The following is a 15,986-nucleotide window of genomic DNA, read 5'->3' as shown; positions in this document are numbered from 1 at the left end:
GCCTTGTCTGCGAATAGGTCGTCAGTCAGAAGCGCGATCAGGGTCGGGGGGATGCCCACCCCTACGAACGAATAGGTGTAAGCCGTCAGAAGGACCGCAGTCACATACCAGGCGTAAGGCGCCAATTCGGTGCGTCGGCGGACAGTGCGGGCGCAGGGCCGCACCCGTTTTCGGTATCCCTGGAACGTCCCGATCAGGCCGCAACCAACTGTTCGAGCGGGCCGGTGGAGAAAAGTCCGGGCGCCGCCTTCGCCCGGCGCAGCATCAGGGCCCAGGTGTGGTCCAGATAATTGGCCTTGCCGAGCAGCGCCTGCAGGCGGGCGCACGCCTCTTCCGGTATTTCGGGCGCATCGGTCGCGGCGAGGCGCACGTCGAGCCGGGCCGCATATTCGTAAGTCACATGGAGCGCCGCCGCCTCGGGCAGGGTGCGACCGATCGTGATCGCGCCGTGCCAAGGGATCATGACTGCGATGTTTTCGCCCAGCACCGGTGCGATCGCCTCGATCGTGTCATCGGGGCTGACCGCGATGCGCTTGTGAAAATAGGTGGAGAGGTTGTGATACATTCGAAGCGGGCGGCAGAAGGCTGCCTGGGTCGTGCCCCACGGGCCGTGGGTGTGGACCACGGCATTGATCTCGGGCCGCTGCATGTAGATGCCCTGATGGAAATCGATGCCCGGGCTGATCGGGCGATGTCCTTCGACAACCCGCCCATCGAAATCGACGAGAAGAAGATCGTCCTCGCCCATCTCGTCCAGCGCAAGATCGAGGACGTTGGTCCAGTAGAGATCGCGTCCGGGCACGCGCATGCTGACGTGGCCGCCGATGGTGTTGCCGCAGCCCGAAGCGCCGAGGCCGTGGCACGCGTCCAAGATAAGGCTGCGGATCTGGGCGTCGGTCATGGCTGTTTCCCTTTTCATCCGTCGGTCCCTGCAGGCTCGACCTGGCGCGCGAAGAATGCGCTCAAGGCCGCAGCGCTTGCTTCGGGTTGGTGGTCGAGAAAGAAATGCCCGCCGGGCACGGTAGCGGTCGATACGTCGCTCGCGACTTTGCGCCACTCCGCCTCGATGTCGAACAAGGTCTGCATGATGCCATCGCGAGCCCAGAGCGCCAGCACCGGGCATTCCAGCTTCCGGTTCCGGTCTTCCTCGTCATGCCTGAGGTCGATGCCGATCCCGGCGCGATAGTCGTTACACGAAGCGTGGATCATGGCCGGATCGTTCCAGCACCGGCGATATTGCGCGAGCATTGCGGGATCGAACGCGCTGAGCGCGGTCCCGCCGTTCGACCCCAGACAATGTTCGAAGTAGTAATCGGGATCGGCGCCGATCATCCGCTCTGGATAAGGGGCGGGCTGGGGCAGGAAATACCATTGCCAGTAAGTGCGCGCGAGATCGCGTGTCACTTCTGCATACATGCGCCAGGTCGGGACGAGATCGAGGACGGCGAGCGCGGTGACGCGCTCCGGCCAGTCGCGCGCCAAACGATGGCCGACACGCCCGCCCCGGTCGTGACCCGCGACCATGAATCGGCGGTGGCCAAGACGTTCCATCAACAGGACGACGTCGCGGGCCATGGACCGAAACGAATAAGCCTCGCAATCCTGCCCTGGGGGCGGTTTCGCGCTGTCCCCGTAACCGCGCAAGTCAGGGCAGACAACGGTGAAGCGGCTGGCGAGAAGGGGCGCGACACGGGCCCACATGAACCGATTTTGCGGATAGCCATGCAGCAGAAGGACAGCGGGGCCATGCCCGCCGACCGCATAGGCGATGCCCAGCCCTTCGATCCTTTCGACCGACTGCTCGAAAGCTGAAAACATGCCCGGACACCTCTGCCAATGCACTTATTGGATTTAGATGAGCCTCCATCGGTATACCGAAGGTGTCAAGTGAGGCCGCGTTTCCGTTCGCGCCCAACCCGGTGCCGGGACTGACGCTTCGCGGATCGGCAAACTACAACCGCACACGCTACACCGGGTTCATCGCTTCGTGCTATACCGGCGAGACGAAGGAACATTGGTGCAAGCTAACCCACTATCTGGGAACGACCGCGCTGAATCTGGCTGGCAAGACGTTGACTGATCCGCCGCGCCGGGTCGCGGCGCTGGGCATGCTGTACCGGACCGACGTCGGCAAGGACTGGATTCGAGTTCGGCGTAGATGGTCGCTACAGCGGATCCTGCCGCGCCAACTCGTTGCTCGCCCCGGTCTCCGACCAGGACAGCTATGTTCAATCTCGACGCGACCGTCCGTCTGACGCGCAAGGACGATTTGTGGCAGGTTGCCGCCATGCCGCGCCCATTGGCCTTGCACGTGACGGACCGTTACCGAGCGAAGAAGTGCTAGCGCGCCAAGCGTATAGGCGGCCCGCACTTCGCGTTCATCGCCAGAAGTGTCCGTAAATCCGCGCGCGGCCGCAGGGCCGAAGTGGTCGGGGAGAGAGGATTCGAACCTCCGGCCCCTGCCTCCCGAAGACAGTGCTCTACCAGGCTGAGCTACTCCCCGACCGATCGGTCTGCCGCTTCGGCGAACCGCAGCGGCGAGGCAGGAGCGGGCCTATAAGCGGGGTTGCCGTGGCTGGCAAGCGGGCAATCGGCAATTTTGCCGAATGTTTCGCGACCGGAATTCGCAGGCCGCTTTTCCGTACACTTTGTGCGCCGCCCTCTTGGGTTTGCCGCGCCGGGTGCTACTGTTTCGCGCATGGCCAGCCAGCTTGAAGATCGCACCGACGCCGACGACCGTTCGCCGCATTACGAGGATCAGTATCTCTCGCTGATGCGACGCATCTGGACCGAAGGCTCGGAACGGAGCGACCGGACAGGAGTCGGCACGCGGTCGCTGTTCGGGCAGACGATGCGCTTCGATCTGTCCGACGGACAGATGCCGCTGATCACGACCAAGCGCGTCTACTGGAAAACGGCGACGCGCGAACTGTTGTGGTTCCTGACCGGGAACACCAATATCCGGCCGCTGGTGCAGCAGCGCGTCGGCATCTGGACCGACTGGCCGCTCGACAAGTATCGCCGCGCCACGGGTGAGGACATCTCGGCGGAGGATTTCTCGCAGCGGATCGCCGAGGACGCGGCCTTTGCCGAGGAGTGGGGCGATCTCGGGCCGGTCTATGGCAAGCAGTGGGTCGACTGGCCCACTTACGTCCCGGCGGGCGACGGCCTCTATCGCAAGGGCGAAGGCATCAACCAGGTCGCGCAGCTCGTCGCCAGCCTGCGCGACAATCCGGGCAGCCGCCGCCATATCCTCGAGGGTTGGAACGTGGCGGAGCTGGACGCGATGGCCCTCCCGCCCTGTCACAAGACCTATCAGTTCCATGTCGCGGACGGAAAGCTCAACGGCTTGCTGTTCCAGCGCAGTTGCGACGTGGCGCTGGGGTTGCCGTTCAACTTGTGGTCGGCGGCGCTGCTGCAGGTGATGCTGGCGCAGCAGGCCGGGCTGGAGCCGGGCGACTTCGTCTGGATGGGCGGCGACGTCCACCTCTATCTCAATCACGAGGCGCTGGTGCGCGAGCAGTTGTCGCGCATCCCGTCCGGCTCGCCGCGGCTTGAGCTGCTGCGCCGCCCGGACACGATCTTTGACTACACGATCGAGGATTTCGCGGTGCACGATTACACCCCGCAGGCACACATTTCCGCGCCCGTCGCGGTGTGATCGCGCAAGGCCGGCGAAGGGGTGAAACGGGCGGCTGCAAAAAAGTTCAAAAAGGGTTCGGATGGGCGTTGACAGGCCGCGACCGCTCCCATAGATGCGCGGCTCCCCAAGGGGTGCACGCCATCGCAAGCGTCAAGTTAGCGGGTGTAGCTCAGTTGGTTAGAGCGCCGGCCTGTCACGCCGGAGGTCGCGGGTTCGAGCCCCGTCACTCGCGCCACTTGGGAAGCAAAAGGCCCGTGAAAGCGGGCCTTTTTCGTGTCCGGTCAATCGTTTCGCGCCGTCGCTTCTATAGCGACCAGAGCCTACTCGGGCGGCGAGAATCGACCCGTTTCCATCCAGATCAGGAACCGCTTCAGCGGCAGCAGCCACGCCACACCGACCACGAGGTAGACCGGCACCTGCAGCAGGACCGGCCAGCGCGAGATCGGCTCGATTAGGGTCACCACGACGACGATGTAGATCGCCATCGCCAGCATCAGCGCGAGGATGCCGACAGGCTTGCGCCAGGTCGGCTGCCAGTCGCCGCGTCGATCGTCCTGCCGCTTCATCCTATGCGTCCTCGAACGGGCCGTAAAGCCGGGTGGGAGTGACGACCGCGGCCAGCAGCCGGTCGTGCGGTTCCAGTGGCAGCATGTCGACCTTCTGCACGTCCCAGGCAAGCCCGATCGGCAGTGACTGGGGATGGTCCGCCAGCCAGCGGTCGTAATGCCCGCCGCCCTGGCCGAGCCGCGCGCCGCTCTCCGTAAAGCCGAGCAGGGGCACGAAGAGAACGTCGGGGACCACGGCCGGCGCGTCGGCATCGGGCTGCAGCGAGCCGTACGGGGCCACGACGAGGTCGCTGTCGTCGTAGGGGTCGGCCCAAGCCGCGAAATCCATCGCCTCACCGCGCGCCGCGAAGCGGGGGAGGGCGATCGGGTGGCCCGCCTCGAAGAAGAAGCGGGCATAGCCGCCGGTCGGCGCCTCGGTCGGGACGGGATGATAGAAGCCGACGCTGGCGCCCTTGGGTACGAGTTCGAGGACCGGCGAAGGCGGCCTGCGAAACAGGAGCGCCCGCGTGCTGTCGTCCAGCCCCGCCACATGCGCCCGTCGCCTGTCCCGCAGCCGACGCCGCAATCCCGCCTTGTCCAAAATCCGAATCCCCCTGCCGTTAAGGTCGAAGGTTTCGAGAGCAGATTTGCGCTCAGGCCGTGCCGGGAAGGGTGCCGTCGGAGAACCGGCGCGCGGCGACCTCCTGGTCGTGAGCACCGGAAGCGCACGAGAGCGCCGTTCGCAGGCCGGCCTGGGTGCAAAAGTGCCCCGAAACGGTGACGGGAACCGCCGCTGGTCGTTTACCGTATGAAATCCTCTGACGCCTAAGCATCAGGTGGAGGCCGTTTCAGCCGACCCACGAGCCAGCCAAGGGACAGCCCCCTAGGATTGGTTATAGCCTCAGGGATGTTCTGTCGGCTCGTGCCGGGCAGAACCCGTCGCCCCTGATCTAGGCGTCGCGGCTCTCACCCTCAAGGTGCCGGACGATATTTTCGATGCGCTGGGTGATTGAATCGATGCGCCGGGCGACGGCGCGGTCCGCCTCTTTCGCGGCGGCCTTGCTTTCCTCGCGCTCCGCGGCCTGCTGGACGAGAGGGTCCTTCTCCCCCTCGCGCAGGGCGTGGACCTCGTCGGCGAGCAGCAGCGCGCCGTAGAGCAGCATGCGCGGTTCGCTCTGCCCCACGGCATTGGCGTCGCGCACGCGGCTGTCGATCATCCGGCCCAGCAGGTCGATGTGATGTTCCTCGCCCGGCTGGACCGAAACGGCGAAACGGCGGCCGCCGATCTCCAGATCGATGTTGGCCATCAGCCGTGCTCCCCGAATTCCTCGAGCAGGCCGTCGAGGTCGGCCAGCGCATGGCCCACCTTGGCGCGCATCGCCTCGTGCGCCTGGCGCAGGATGCGCAGCTCGCTCTCGGCCGCGTTGGGTCGCACCACTGCCTTTTCCAGCCGCGCGAGAACCGCGTCGAGCCGGTCGAGCGCGCTTTCCGTTTCCTGTCGTTCCGATCCCGCCATGACCTTGACCATAGTCTCCTGATTGCCTTTGCAGTCGCCGCGCCTCGCGGCATCCGCCAGTCGCCGCAGATAGCGGCCCTGCAAGGCTTGCGAAGGGCGCCTATAGCGCTCTCCTGCCGAAAAGCGATATGCGGACGCTGCGGTGCGACGGGATGGCGCGACTTGCCCGATCAGCGGCCAATGTCGCCAGTCGCATTCGATTGCGGTGCGTCCGTAACCTCTCGCAGCGGGTGGCCAGCTTGACGCAGGCGCAGCATCCCCCCATGCGCTGCGTCAACGAATCACCTGCACCCGCACGCTCATCGGGGAAACGCGACGATCATGACCACCGAGACCACCAGCCTGGCCCAGATGGCCAACGCCATCCGCGCTCTTTCCATGGACGCCATCCAGGCCGCCAACTCGGGACATCCCGGTATGCCGATGGGCATGGCCGATGTCGCGACGGTCCTGTTCAGCGAATACGTGAAGTTCGATCCCGACGCGCCCAAGTGGGACGACCGCGATCGCTTCGTGCTCTCTGCCGGCCACGGTTCGATGCTGGTCTACGCGCTGCTGAACCTGACCGGCTACGCGCACCCCACGCTGGACGAGATCCGCAACTTCCGCCAGCTCGGCAGCCCTTGCGCCGGGCACCCGGAAAACTTCCTGATCGACGGCATCGAATGCACCACCGGCCCGCTGGGCCAGGGCCTGGCCATGGCGGTCGGCATGGCGGTGGCGGAGCGTCACCTGAATGCCAGGCACGGCGACGATCTCGTCGATCACCGCACCTGGGTGATCGCAGGCGACGGGTGCCTGATGGAAGGCATCAACCACGAGGCGATCGGCCTTGCCGGCAATCTCGGGCTCGGCCGCCTGATCGTGCTGTGGGACGACAACAACATCACCATCGACGGTTCGGTCGAACTCTCCTCGAACGAGGATATCGAGGCCCGCTACGCTTCGGCCAGGTGGCACACGGTGCGTTGCGACGGACATGATCCCGCCGATATCCGCCGCGCCATCGACGAGGCTCTGGCCGATCCGCGCCCGTCGCTGATTGCGTGCAAGACGATCATCGGCAAGGGCGCCCCCAACAAGCAGGGCACCAGCGCCACCCACGGCTCGCCGCTGGGCGATGCCGAGATCACCGCCGCGCGCGAGGTTCTGGGCTGGACGGCCGAGCCGTTCGTCATTCCGGCCGAGATCGACGCCGCGTGGAAGGCGACCGGCGAACGCGGCCGCAAGGCGCACGCCGACTGGCAGGCCCGCCTCGACAGCGATGCCGACCGCCGTGCCGCCTATCATCAGGCGTCGACGAAAGGCGACAGCGCGGCAAGCGCCGCGCTCGAAGGCTACATCGCCGACCTTGCCGGCGATCCCAAGAAGGTCGCGACCCGCAAGGCGAGCGAGATGGCGCTGGAGGTGCTGACCGCCGCGCTGCCGACGATGATCGGCGGCAGTGCCGACCTGACCGGTTCGAACAACACCAAGACCAAGTCGACCGATCCGCTGACGGCGGAGAACTACGGCGGTCGCTACATCTATTACGGCATCCGCGAATTCGGCATGGCCGCATGCATGAACGGCATGGCGCTGCACGGCGACGTCATTCCCTATGGCGGCACGTTCCTGATCTTCTCTGACTATGCCCGCAACGCGATCCGCATGTCGGCGCTGCAGCAGGCCGAAGTCGTCTACGTCCTCACCCACGATTCGATCGGGCTGGGCGAGGACGGCCCGACCCACCAGCCGGTGGAGCAGGTGATGAGCCTGCGCCTGATCCCGAACCTCAACGTCTATCGCCCCGCTGATGTCATCGAGACGGCGGAATGCTGGGCGCTGGCGCTGTCGACGCCGAAGACGCCTTCGGTCCTCGCGCTCACCCGCCAGAACCTGCCGCAGCTTCGCGGGGAGGGCGATGCTGACTGGAGCGCCTCGTCGAACCGCAGCGCCCGGGGCGCCTACCGCCTTGTCGCGGCAGGGGCGGAGCGCAAGGTCGTGATCGTCGCCACCGGGTCCGAAGTCGAACTGGCCGTGAATGTCGCCAAGGCGCTGGAATCGGACGGCATCGGCGCCGACGTCGTGTCGATGCCCTGCACCGAGCTGTTCGACGCGCAGGACGCCGCCTACCGCGCCGACATCCTGCCCGCCGGCGTGCTGACCGTCTCGATCGAGGCCGGATCGACGCTCGGCTGGCAGCGTTATACCGGGCGCGACGGCCTCAACATCGGCCTCGACCGGTTCGGCGCGTCGGCCCCGGCCGAAGTCCTTTTCGAACGCTTCGGCTTCACCGTCGACGCGATTGTCCCGCAGATCAAAGCGAAGCTGCAAGCCTAAGAGGAGTTTGAACATGGCGACGAAGGTTGCGATCAACGGTTTCGGGCGCATCGGCCGACTGGTGGCGCGTGCGATCCTGGAACGCACCGACCACGATCTCGAGCTGGTGGCGATCAACGACCTGGCGAGCGTGAAGGCCAACGCCCTGCTGTTCCAGTTCGATTCGACCCATGGCCGTTTCCCCGGCACGGTCGAGGCTGGCGACAACAGCATCACCGTCAACGGCAAGACGATCGCCGTCACCAGCGAGCGTGAGCCCGGCAAGCTGCCGCATGCCGCGATGGGCATCGACATGGTGCTCGAGTGCACCGGCTTCTTCCAGTCCGACGAAGCGGCTCGTCCGCACATCGCGGCTGGCGCCAAGAAGGTCCTGATCTCGGCCCCCGCGACCGGCGTGTCGAAGACCATCGTTTTCGGTGTCAACCAGGACACCCTGACCGCCGAGGACGATGTCGTCTCGAACGCCTCGTGCACGACCAATTGCCTCGCCCCCGTCGCCAAGGTGCTGCAGGAAGCGCTCGGCATCGAGCGTGGCTTCATGACCACGATCCATTCCTACACGAACGACCAGCGAATGCTGGACCAGATGCATTCCGACATGCGCCGTGCGCGCGGCGGGGCGCAGAACATGATCCCGACCACCACCGGCGCTGCCCGTGCGGTCGGCCTGGTCCTGCCCGAGCTGAAAGGCAAGCTTGACGGTTCCTCGGTGCGCGTGCCGACGCCGAACGTGTCGTTGATCGACCTCGTCTTCACGCCTTCGCGCGACACCACCGCCGAAGAGATCAACGCCGCGCTCAAGGCCGCTGCGCAGGGCAAGATGAAGGGCGTGCTCGACTACACCGACCAGCCGCTCGTCTCGTCGGACTTCAACCACTATCCCGCCAGCTCGACGGTCGACAGCCTCGAGACCGCGGTCCTCGAAGGCAAGCTGGCCCGCGTCGTCAGCTGGTACGACAACGAGTGGGGCTTCTCCAACCGGATGATCGACACCGCCGGCGTGATGGCGAAGTTCCTCTGAGCGAGGGCTGACAGGTTCATGGGCACCACGGGACGATTGGGCGGCATCGCGCGGCACGATCGTCCGCGTGGGCCGATGCAGCTTGTCGACGAAGTCGCGGTCACCCTTCGCGAAGGGGTCGTCGGCGACTATCGCGGCGCGATGCGGCCCGACGGTCCGCGCAAGCGGCAGGTCTCGTTGATAGAGGCCGAAAGCTGGGCCAGCGCCCTGCACGACCTTGGCCTGTCCCCCGATGCCATCGGCTGGCAGGAACGCCGCGCCAACCTGCTGGTCGAAGGGCTGGCGCTGCCCCGCAACAATGGCGCCAGGGTGCGCATCGGCGAAGCGGTCGTGATCGAGATCGTGCAGGAATGCGACCCGTGCAGCCGCATGGAAGAAATCCACCCCGGTCTGAAAGCCGCGCTCCTTCCCGATTGGCGGGGCGGGGTGCTCGGCCGCGTGCTGGCAGAGGGCACGATCAGGACCGGCGACACGATAAGGATCGAACAATGAGCCAGTTCCGCACTCTCGACGACATCGGTGACGTGAAGGGCAAGGTCGCGCTCGTCCGCGTCGATCTCAACCTGCCGATGAACGGCGGCAGCGTCACCGACAAGACCCGCATCCACGCGTCGGCGCCGACCATCCTCGAACTCGCCGACGCCGGGGCGAAAGTGATGCTGCTGGCGCATTTCGGGCGGCCCAAGGGCGCGCGCAGTTCGGTGATGAGTCTGTCGATGGTCGTCGACGCGGTGCAGGACGTGCTGGGCCGCGAGATCATGTTCGTGCCCGAAGTGGCCGGCGAGATCGTGGCGCAGGCCATCGGCATCATGCGCCCCGGCGACATTTCGATCCTGGAAAACACCCGCTTCTGGCCGGGCGAGGAAAAGAACGACCCCGAATTCGCAAAGGCGATCGCCGCCAACGGCGACCTCTACGTCAACGATGCCTTTTCCGCCGCGCACCGCGCCCACGCCAGCACCGAGGGGCTGACCCACCTTCTGCCATCCTACGCCGGGCGGTCCATGCAGAAGGAGCTGGAGGCGCTCGACAAGGCGCTGGGCAGCCCGGACAAGCCGGTCGCCGCCGTTGTCGGCGGGGCCAAGGTCTCCTCGAAGCTCGACGTGCTGAAGCACCTCGTCGGGCAGGTCGACCACCTGATCATCGGCGGCGGCATGGCCAACACCTTTCTCGCCGCGCGCGGCGTCGATGTCGGCAAGTCGCTGTGCGAACATGACCTGACGTCGACGGCCGAGGCGATCATGGATGCCGCCGACGCATCGGGCTGCACCGTGCACTTGCCCTACGATGTCGTGGTCGCGAAGGAATTCGCCGCCAACCCGGCCAGCTTGCGCACCTGCAACGTCCACGAAGTGGCTGGTGACGAGATGATCCTCGACGTCGGGCCTATGGCCGTCGAATCGCTCGGCGACGTGCTCAAGACCTGCCGCACTCTGGTCTGGAACGGCCCGATGGGCGCATTCGAGACCGAGCCCTTCGACGCCGCCACCGTCGCGCTCGCCCGGACCGCTGCGGCGCTGACGAAGGAAGGTTCGCTCGTCTCGGTGGCAGGCGGCGGCGATACCGTGGCCGCGCTAAATCACGCCGGTGTCGCGCAGGATTTCACTTATATTTCAGCCGCCGGCGGTGCCTTCCTCGAATGGATGGAAGGCAAGGAACTGCCCGGCGTGGCCGCCCTGTCGCTCTAAGCGGCGGCCATCATCAAGAGAGGGAAGCAACATGGACATGAAGAAGCAGATCGCCGACGGGCAGGGCTTTATCGCCGCGCTCGACCAGTCGGGCGGCTCGACCCCCAAGGCGCTGCGCGGTTACGGCGTCGAGGATCACGAATGGTCCGGCGACGAGGAGATGTTCGCCAAGATCCACGAGATGCGCAGCCGCATCATCACCTCGCCCTGTTTCGGCAACGGCAAGGTGATCGGCGCGATCCTGTTCGAAAAGACGATGGACGGCCTGGTCGACGGCAAGCCGACCCCGCAGGCGCTGATCGACCGCGGCATCGTGCCCTTCATCAAGATCGACAAGGGGCTCGAGGATGAGGCCAACGGCGTCCAGCTGATGAAGCCGATGCCCGATCTCGACGCGCTGCTGACCCGCGCGAAGGGCCTTGGCGTGTTCGGCACCAAGGAGCGTTCGGTGATCAACGAAGCGAATGCCGAGGGCATCGCCGCGATCGTCGCGCAGCAGTTCGAAGTCGGGCGCCAGGTCCTCTCGCACGGCCTCGTTCCGATGCTCGAGCCGGAATACAACATCAAGGCCGAGGGCCGCGCCGAGGGCGAGAAGATCCTCAAGGCCGAAATCCTCAGCAACCTCGAGAGCATGGACGAGCAGGTCATGCTCAAGCTGTCGATCCCGGTCGAAGCCAACCTTTATGCTGACCTAATCGCCCACCCCAAGGTGCTGGCCGTGGTCGCGCTGTCGGGCGGCTATTCGACCGACGAGGCCTGTGCCGAACTGGCGAAGAACAAGGGCATGATCGCCAGCTTCAGCCGCGGCCTGCTGCAGGACCTGCGCGCGGGGCAGAGCGACGCGGAGTTCGACGGCGTCCTCGGTAAGGCGATCGACCAGATCCACGCTGCCAGCGTGGCCTGATCGCGCTGCGATCTGACCAAATCGTGGGCCGCCCTCCAATCCGGTGGGCGGCCTTTTTGGTCAGAGACGGTAATCGATGCGATAGCTGAAACGGTAGTCTCCCTCGGGAATGCCCGACTGCGGTCGTTGCGCCGGCAACACCTCGATCAGCAGGAAATCGTGGTCGCGCACGCGTTGCTGCTCGCCCGACACCAGATTCACGGTTTCGCGCCAGCCGGGGCCGTCAATCCGGGTCGTCACCACGACGCGCCCGCTCCACACGCATTGTACGCCCGTCGGGCAGCGGCTGTCCTCGTAGAGTTTGGTCGGGGTGACGACGATGTCGGAGCCGACTGCGACCGGCTGACCCAGTGCGACAAGACTGCCCATCGGCTGGGCGGGTCCGTTGTCGACGATGGGCTGGTCCGACACCGTGGCGCAGGCGGTCAGCGTCGTGGCCATCAAGATGGCGGAAATCGTGGCAAATCGCATTCGTCTCTCCTTTTGCCAGGCAACGCACAGGGTGCGCCCCAGGGTTCCCGCACGCTCCGCTTGCACCGGGCAGCACCACAGCATAGGGCGGCTGACATGTCTGCCAAGTTTCCTGACTGCCAGCTTTACCTGATTTCCCCGCGCGACGTTGCCGGGGACTTTCCCGACCGGCTCGCCCGCGCGCTCGACGCCGGGAAGGGTCTGGCGAGCGCGTTCCAGTTCCGGGTGAAGGACGTGGACCAGCACGAGGCAGCGCGGCTTGCCGAACCCTTGCAGCGTATCTGCGCCGACCGGGATGTCGCCTTCATCGTCAACGATTCGATCGCGCTGGCCAAGCGGCTCGGCGCCGACGGCGTCCACCTGGGCCAGGGCGACGGCGCGGTGAAGGATGCTCGCGAGGCCCTGGGCCGCGAGGCGCAGATCGGCGTCACCTGCCACGCCAGCCGGCACCTGGCGATGCAGGCGGGCGAGGACGGGGCCGATTACGTCGCGTTCGGGGCTTTTTTCTCAAGCGAAACCAAGGCGACCGAGCACCGTGCAGGCCTCGAACTGCTCGACTGGTGGTTCCGCGTGTTCGAACTGCCCAGCGTCGCCATCGGCGGCATCACCCCTGCCAATTGCGCCCCGCTGGTCAGTGCCGGGGCGGACTTCCTCGCCGTGTCCAGCGCCGTCTGGGGCGGTGACGAGGTGGCCGCGATAAAGGCCTTCGCCAAGGCCATCGCGGAAGCACCGCCGCCCGATCCGGACAGCGAACCGATGCCGCTTGCCTAGGACGAGACCGACTCCGACGACTGAGCGGCACATCCTTCGCAGCGTGGGCGGACCCAAGCTCGCACTCGTGCGTTTCCCGTGACGACATCAGACGTCTTCGGGAAACGATACATGATCCGCAAATCCGCACTTCTCCTCGGCCTTCCGGTCATGCTGGCGCTGTCCGCCTGTTCGGACGAACCCGCCGCCGACTCCGCGCCCGAGGCAAGCGCGACCGCCGCACCCGAAGCCGACAACAACATGGCGGACGCGATGCGCAGCAACGATCGCGGCGATGCCGATGCCATCGACATGCCCGACAGCGAAGCCCGCCCGATGATGCAGGCGCAGGTGGTTCTAGATCGGCTCGGCTTTTCGCCGGGGGTGATCGACGGCAAGTCCGGAATCTCCACGAAGAACGCGCTGAATGCATTCCAGGAAGCGAACTCGCTTCCGGTAACCGGCGAGATCGACGACGCGACAGAGCAGGCGCTCGGGCGCTGGAACGACATCGCCGCGACCCGCGTGGTGACGGTTCCGGAGGATTTCGCCATCGGCCGGTTCGAGAAGATCCCCGAGGATCCGGCGGACCAGGCGAAGATGACGCAGATGGGATACGAGTCGCTCGACGAGAAACTGGCCGAGCGCTTCCACACCACGGTCGAAACGCTGAAGATGCTGAACCCCAACGGCATGCCGGCCACTTCCGCCCCGGCCGCCGGAGCAACCCCGGCCTCCACAAGCACACCGACGCCAACCGCCACATCCACGGCAGGCCCCCCCGCATCGGGCGCCAGCACCGTCGCCGAGGCCGGTCCGCCCAGCGTGTTCAAGGCCGGACAGCAGATCCGCGTTCCCAACATCGGTGCCGATTTCATCGACGCCAAGGCCGAGACCGACGACGACTGGCGCGACACCCTGCGCATGCTGGGTGTCGGCACCGACCAGCCAGAGGCAGCGCGCATCGTCGTCGACAAGTCGGACAGCACGCTCAAGGCTTACGACGCACAAGACAAGCTGATCGCCGCGTTCACCATCACCAGCGGATCGAAACACGATCCCCTGCCGCTCGGCGAATGGAAGATCCTCGGTATCGCGCACAATCCGCCGTTCGCTTACGATCCCTCGCTGTTCTGGGACGTACCCGATCACGAGGAGAAGCAGCAGCTTCCCCCGGGGCCGAACGGTCCGGTCGGGGTCGCCTGGATCGATCTTTCCAAGGAGCACTACGGCATCCACGGAACGCCCCATCCCGAAACAATCGGTCGCGCCGAAAGCCATGGCTGCGTACGCCTGACCAACTGGGACGTCGCTCGCCTCGCCGAGATGGTGTCTCAGAAAACGAAGGTCCTGTTTCAGGCATGAGCCAGCCGACGGTCAGCGCCAGCGGGGTTGCGGGTCAGAAGCGCAAGAGCCGCTTCTGGCCCAACCTGCGCCTGATCGTCGTCACCGCGCTGGTGACCTCGCTCGGCTGGATCGTGCTGCTGGGTTACACTGACAGCGAGCTTGCGACGGAGACTTCTCCAAAAGCCGTTGGCGATGCTACCGGCGGCAACGCGCCGATCGTGTCTGCTGCTGATCTCCGCTCGCAAGGCACCGGGCAGTCGGAGATGGAGGTCGCGTCGAACCTGTCGGGCGGCGCGCTGCGCATCCCCGTCGCCGGCGTGAAGGCCGCCGATCTCGTCGACACCTACACGGCGCCGCGCGGCGACCGCCTGCACAACGCGCTCGATATCATCGTGCCGCAAGGCACCCCGGTCCTTGCCGCAGCCGAAGGGCGCGTCGAGAAGCTCTTCGTTTCGGACGATGGCGGCAATACCATCTACGTGCGCAGCCCCGACGGTTCGCGCATGTATTACTACGCCCACCTGCTTGGCTACCGCCCCGGTCTGAAGGAAGGCAATTTCGTCCGTGCCGGTCAGCCGATCGGCACCGTCGGGGCGACCGGCAACGCCAATCCCGCCGTGCCGCACCTGCATTTCCAGATTCTGCGCATGGGGCCAGGCGACCCGTGGTGGGAGGGCACGCCGATCAACCCCTATCCGATCCTGCGGCCGGTTCGCTGACAGCGGCCGGATCGCGGGCCAGTCAGGCCGGGTCGGCATTGCAAAATCCCTGCGCTCCCCTATCTGCGGAACCCAGCGCAAGAGGGACCGAATCCATGACCATCCACACCACTCGCATGCTCATCGTCGGCTCCGGTCCGGCTGGCCTTTCGGCGGCCATCTACGGTGCGCGCGCGGGGATGCAGCCGATCGTGGTGCAGGGCCTTCAGCCCGGCGGGCAGCTCACCATCACCACCGACGTCGAGAACTATCCCGGCTTTCGCGACGTGATCCAGGGTCCCTGGCTGATGCAGGAGATGGAGGCGCAGGCCGTGCACGTCGGCACGCGGATGATGTGGGACACGATCGTCGACATCGACATCGCGGGCGGCTCGCCGTTCACCGCAAAGGGCGACAGCGGCGACGAATACGTCGGCGACGTGCTGGTCATCGCCACCGGGGCGCAGGCAAAGTGGCTGGGCGTCGAGGGCGAGCAGGCCTGGTCGGGCAAGGGCGTCTCCGCCTGCGCGACATGCGACGGGTTCTTCTATCGCGGGAAGAAGGTCGTCGTCATCGGCGGCGGCAACACCGCGGTCGAAGAGGCGCTCTATCTCACCAACCACTCCGACGACGTCACCCTGATTCACCGCCGCGACGAACTTCGCAGCGAAAAGATCCTGCAGGACCGGCTCTTCGCCAATCCGAAGATCAGCACCTTGTGGAACAAGACGGTCGAAAGCTTCGAGGGCGAGGACGGCAAGGGCCTTACGCACCTGATGCTGCGCGACACGGTGACGGGCGAGATCAGCCGCTTCGAAACCGAGGGCGCCTTCGTCGCCATCGGCCATGCGCCCGCGACCGAACTGTTCAAGGGCAAGCTGGAGCTCGACGAAAGCGGATACATCGTGGTCGAACCGGGAACGCCCAAGACCGCGGTCCCGGGCGTCTTCGCCTGCGGCGACGTGATGGACCACACCTATCGGCAGGCGGTCACAGCGGCGGGCACCGGCTGCATGGCGGCGTTGGACGCGGAACGCTTCCTCGCCACTCTTGAGTTCGAGCGCGAGGCGGCGGAATAGGC

At 66.0% G+C, this 15,986-nt stretch carries 17 protein-coding genes and 2 tRNA genes; 11 read left to right on the top strand and 8 right to left on the bottom strand.

Annotation, left to right across the window (positions count from 1 at the left end):
- Nucleotides 1–193: 193 nt before the first annotated feature.
- From J2X37_RS12900 to J2X37_RS12890, 3 genes are all read right to left on the bottom strand, one after another.
- Nucleotides 194–901, bottom strand: a complete 708-nt coding sequence (locus J2X37_RS12900) for a class II aldolase/adducin family protein (protein WP_310021921.1) — start codon at nt 899–901, stop codon at nt 194–196.
- A gap of 14 nt (nt 902–915) precedes the next feature.
- The gene (locus J2X37_RS12895; RefSeq protein WP_310021919.1) at nt 916–1,818 is read right to left on the bottom strand and encodes an alpha/beta hydrolase; all 903 of its coding nucleotides are present in this window, start codon (nt 1,816–1,818) and stop codon (nt 916–918) included.
- A gap of 608 nt (nt 1,819–2,426) precedes the next feature.
- Nucleotides 2,427–2,503 (bottom strand) — tRNA-Pro (locus J2X37_RS12890).
- A 195-nt stretch (nt 2,504–2,698) separates the two neighbouring features.
- Between J2X37_RS12890 and thyA the strand changes: the two genes are divergently transcribed.
- Nucleotides 2,699–3,661, top strand: a complete 963-nt coding sequence (thyA, locus tag J2X37_RS12885) for a thymidylate synthase (RefSeq protein WP_310021917.1) — start codon at nt 2,699–2,701, stop codon at nt 3,659–3,661.
- A gap of 140 nt (nt 3,662–3,801) precedes the next feature.
- Nucleotides 3,802–3,878 (top strand) — tRNA-Asp (locus J2X37_RS12880).
- An 85-nt stretch (nt 3,879–3,963) separates the two neighbouring features.
- On the opposite strand, the gene J2X37_RS12875 is transcribed toward J2X37_RS12880, so the two are convergent.
- The 4 genes from J2X37_RS12875 to J2X37_RS12860 all read right to left on the bottom strand — a co-directional run bounded on the left by J2X37_RS12875 (nt 3,964) and on the right by J2X37_RS12860 (nt 5,704).
- On the bottom strand, nt 3,964–4,209 hold the full coding sequence (locus tag J2X37_RS12875; RefSeq protein ID WP_310021916.1) for a DUF2842 domain-containing protein: 246 nt from the start codon (nt 4,207–4,209) through the stop codon (nt 3,964–3,966).
- A 1-nt stretch (nt 4,210) separates the two neighbouring features.
- A complete protein-coding gene (locus J2X37_RS12870; protein ID WP_310021914.1) occupies nt 4,211–4,789 on the bottom strand; it encodes a 5-formyltetrahydrofolate cyclo-ligase in 579 nt (192 codons plus the stop codon).
- 349 nt (nt 4,790–5,138) lie between these two features.
- Nucleotides 5,139–5,495 carry a cell division protein ZapA gene (locus tag J2X37_RS12865; protein ID WP_310021912.1) on the bottom strand — a complete coding sequence of 119 codons (357 nt, stop codon included), beginning with the start codon at nt 5,493–5,495 and terminating at the stop codon, nt 5,139–5,141.
- Nucleotides 5,495–5,704 carry a hypothetical protein gene (locus J2X37_RS12860; protein WP_310021909.1) on the bottom strand — a complete coding sequence of 70 codons (210 nt, stop codon included), beginning with the start codon at nt 5,702–5,704 and terminating at the stop codon, nt 5,495–5,497. The genes J2X37_RS12865 and J2X37_RS12860 overlap by 1 nt, the downstream gene beginning before the upstream one ends.
- A 321-nt stretch (nt 5,705–6,025) precedes the next feature.
- On the opposite strand from J2X37_RS12860, the gene tkt reads away from it, so the two are divergent.
- The 5 genes from tkt to J2X37_RS12835 are packed head-to-tail and all read left to right on the top strand — an operon-like array spanning nt 6,026 to nt 11,639.
- On the top strand, nt 6,026–8,026 hold the full coding sequence (gene tkt / locus J2X37_RS12855; RefSeq protein WP_310021907.1) for a transketolase: 2,001 nt from the start codon (nt 6,026–6,028) through the stop codon (nt 8,024–8,026).
- Nucleotides 8,027–8,039: 13 nt separating this feature from the next.
- Complete coding sequence (gene gap / locus J2X37_RS12850; protein WP_310021905.1) at nt 8,040–9,047, top strand: type I glyceraldehyde-3-phosphate dehydrogenase; 1,008 nt, start codon at nt 8,040–8,042, stop codon at nt 9,045–9,047.
- Nucleotides 9,048–9,065: 18 nt separating this feature from the next.
- Nucleotides 9,066–9,539 carry an MOSC domain-containing protein gene (locus tag J2X37_RS12845; protein ID WP_310021902.1) on the top strand — a complete coding sequence of 158 codons (474 nt, stop codon included), beginning with the start codon at nt 9,066–9,068 and terminating at the stop codon, nt 9,537–9,539.
- Entirely contained in the window at nt 9,536–10,735 is a 1,200-nt protein-coding gene (locus tag J2X37_RS12840) for a phosphoglycerate kinase (RefSeq protein WP_310021900.1), read from the top strand. Before J2X37_RS12845 ends, J2X37_RS12840 begins: the two co-directional genes overlap by 4 nt.
- 31 nt (nt 10,736–10,766) lie before the next feature.
- Complete coding sequence (locus J2X37_RS12835; RefSeq protein WP_310021897.1) at nt 10,767–11,639, top strand: fructose bisphosphate aldolase; 873 nt, start codon at nt 10,767–10,769, stop codon at nt 11,637–11,639.
- Between the two features lie 60 nt (nt 11,640–11,699).
- On the opposite strand, the gene J2X37_RS12830 is transcribed toward J2X37_RS12835, so the two are convergent.
- Entirely contained in the window at nt 11,700–12,110 is a 411-nt protein-coding gene (locus J2X37_RS12830) for a hypothetical protein (protein ID WP_310021895.1), read from the bottom strand.
- A gap of 96 nt (nt 12,111–12,206) precedes the next feature.
- On the opposite strand from J2X37_RS12830, the gene thiE reads away from it, so the two are divergent.
- The 4 genes from thiE to trxB all read left to right on the top strand — a co-directional run bounded on the left by thiE (nt 12,207) and on the right by trxB (nt 15,984).
- A complete protein-coding gene (gene thiE / locus J2X37_RS12825; protein ID WP_310021893.1) occupies nt 12,207–12,881 on the top strand; it encodes a thiamine phosphate synthase in 675 nt (224 codons plus the stop codon).
- A gap of 111 nt (nt 12,882–12,992) precedes the next feature.
- Complete coding sequence (locus J2X37_RS12820) at nt 12,993–14,225, top strand: L,D-transpeptidase family protein (protein WP_310021891.1); 1,233 nt, start codon at nt 12,993–12,995, stop codon at nt 14,223–14,225.
- On the top strand, nt 14,222–14,926 hold the full coding sequence (locus J2X37_RS12815) for a M23 family metallopeptidase (protein ID WP_310021889.1): 705 nt from the start codon (nt 14,222–14,224) through the stop codon (nt 14,924–14,926). The genes J2X37_RS12820 and J2X37_RS12815 overlap by 4 nt, the downstream gene beginning before the upstream one ends.
- A 95-nt stretch (nt 14,927–15,021) precedes the next feature.
- Nucleotides 15,022–15,984: a thioredoxin-disulfide reductase gene (gene trxB / locus J2X37_RS12810; protein WP_310021887.1), complete on the top strand. Its 963-nt coding sequence runs from the start codon at nt 15,022–15,024 to the stop codon at nt 15,982–15,984.
- The last annotated feature ends 2 nt before the right edge of the window (nt 15,985–15,986 follow it).

Origin of the sequence: Croceicoccus sp. BE223 (assembly GCF_031457155.1) — a bacterium.
In the GTDB taxonomy this organism is placed as follows: domain Bacteria; phylum Pseudomonadota; class Alphaproteobacteria; order Sphingomonadales; family Sphingomonadaceae; genus Croceicoccus.
This window is presented reverse-complemented; position numbering and strand designations above follow the sequence as displayed.